The following is a 1,763-nucleotide window of genomic DNA, read 5'->3' on the forward strand; positions in this document are numbered from 1 at the left end:
CAACAACGTCATGCCCTCCTACATCTAGTGGAAGAGGAAGCCATGACCGCACCCCAGCTGCACCTGCCCCGCACCGTCGTCTCCGATCAGACCGATCGTGCCGTCGACCTCCTCGGCCACTACTTCACGCCCGGAAAGTTCATCGGCGGCCGATGGGACGGGTTCGACCCGAGCGGGACGCGCGCAGCGTCCGCGAACGTGTTCACCTCCGACGACGTCGCCTCCGCCGCCCTGCTGAACACGCCAGTGCCGGGGCATGCGGTCGTGCATCTGCTCATCACACAGAGGGTGCACTTCGCTGGGCTACTGGAGGCCGTCGGCCCCGACCGCGACTTCATCGACGTCGACCCGGACCCGTCCGGCAAGGACATGGCACCGGTGTACGAGCTCTATGAGGCGCTGAAGACCCTGCCGAAGATCGGCCCCACGATCGCGTCGAAGCTCGTCGCCCGCAAGCGGCCGCGACTCTTCCCAATCATTGACGCCGAGCTACGCCAGACCGTCTTCCATGAGACCCGAAAGGACGGTTACGTGGGCCGGGCACTGCTCCATGCAGAGTTCTCCGCCCAGGAGCGGACCATATGGCAGCGACTCGCGTCCTACCATTCGGCGGCGTCACTGCCCACCGAGGTCTCGGTACTCCGGGTCTTCGATGTCCTCGCCTGGATGGAGGCCAAGGCGTACTGGGGGCCAGTCCCATGATCAGCCCTCGGAGGAGACCAGCACCGCTAGCCTGGGGCGGGACTGCCCGCCGCGCTGCCTATCCCGACCCCTCCAAATCCCCTCCACTATGCGCGCCAGCACCCCGGTCAGCAGTTCGACGTCGGCCGGCACGTCCTCGTCGCTGTTCAGCTCGCACTCTTCGTGAGGGATCCCGCCACGGAGGGCACGAAGAGCATGGCGTAGGCACGACCTCCTTGCAGTTGGTGAAGCCATGGCCTGCCACAGCAAGCACGTCGACGCCGTTCAGGCCGAGGCCTTTGCCCACCCTGCGGACCAGGGAGGAACTCTCGGTGAAGTACGGGCTCTGCGCCTACAAGTGGGTCATCTGCAGGGCGATCGCCATACGCTCTATCTTCTTCACCAAGCTAAACCCAACAGCGGCGATCCGCGGCTTCTTAGGGCGTGTTGCTAAAGGATTCGGGGACGTGGATGCGCGAGTCTGGGGTCATGTCGCGTGATGTCATCTCGGACGAGCTCTGGGCCGTGATCGGCCCGCTGTTCCCTGCCCCGAAGTCCACGGGTCGGCCGCCGGTGGATCGGCGCGCGGTGGTCGAGGCCACCGCGTGGCGCTTCCGCACGGGGGCGCCGTGGCGGGATCTGCCCGAGCGGTTCGGGAACTGGAACACGATCTACAAGAACTTCAACCGGTGGGCCGCCCAAGGCGTGTGGGAGCAGGTGCTCGAGCGCACTCAGTCGATGGCACAGCAGGCTGGCGAGCTGGATTGGGTGGCTTCGATCGATTCCACGATCGTGCGCGTCCACCAGCACGGGGCGACCCTGCCCCGCCCCACAGGGGGCCTGGATGAACTACAAGAAATCAACGGACGAGCCGGCTGACCATGCCATCGGACGCTCCCGTGGCGGTCTGACGACGAAGAATCATCTGGTCTGTGATGGCAAGGGCAGGGTGCTGGCGTTCGTGGTGACCGGCGGGCAGGTGGCGGACACCTCGATGCTGGCCACCACGCTGGAGCAGATCAGCGTTGCCGGGGCCCGTGGGCGGCCCCGGGGGGCGTGTCAACTTGTCTGTGTAAGCGGGG

3 protein-coding genes are annotated in these 1,763 nt (G+C 66.1%); all 3 read left to right on the forward strand.

Annotation, left to right across the window (positions count from 1 at the left end; genetic code table 11):
• Positions 1 to 702 (forward strand): DUF6308 family protein (locus HMPREF3105_RS02190; protein WP_246830317.1); only part of this gene is annotated, 702 nt, incomplete at its 5' end.
• 468 nt (positions 703 to 1,170) lie between these two features.
• Entirely contained in the window at positions 1,171 to 1,560 is a 390-nt protein-coding gene (locus HMPREF3105_RS02200) for an IS5 family transposase (RefSeq protein ID WP_036383400.1), read from the forward strand.
• On the forward strand, positions 1,526 to 1,763 hold a 238-nt coding region (locus tag HMPREF3105_RS13330; RefSeq protein WP_371441092.1), incomplete at its 3' end, for a transposase. The genes HMPREF3105_RS02200 and HMPREF3105_RS13330, both read left to right, overlap by 35 nt.

Origin of the sequence: Micrococcus sp. HMSC31B01 (assembly GCF_001816085.1) — a bacterium.
GTDB classification, from domain to species: domain Bacteria; phylum Actinomycetota; class Actinomycetes; order Actinomycetales; family Micrococcaceae; genus Micrococcus; species Micrococcus luteus.

Excerpts from the sequence above, each read along its gene's own strand:
- HMPREF3105_RS02200 (WP_036383400.1), top strand. The coding sequence starts at position 1,171 with ATGTCGCGTGATGTCATCTCGGACGAGCTCTGGGCCGTGATCGGCCCG.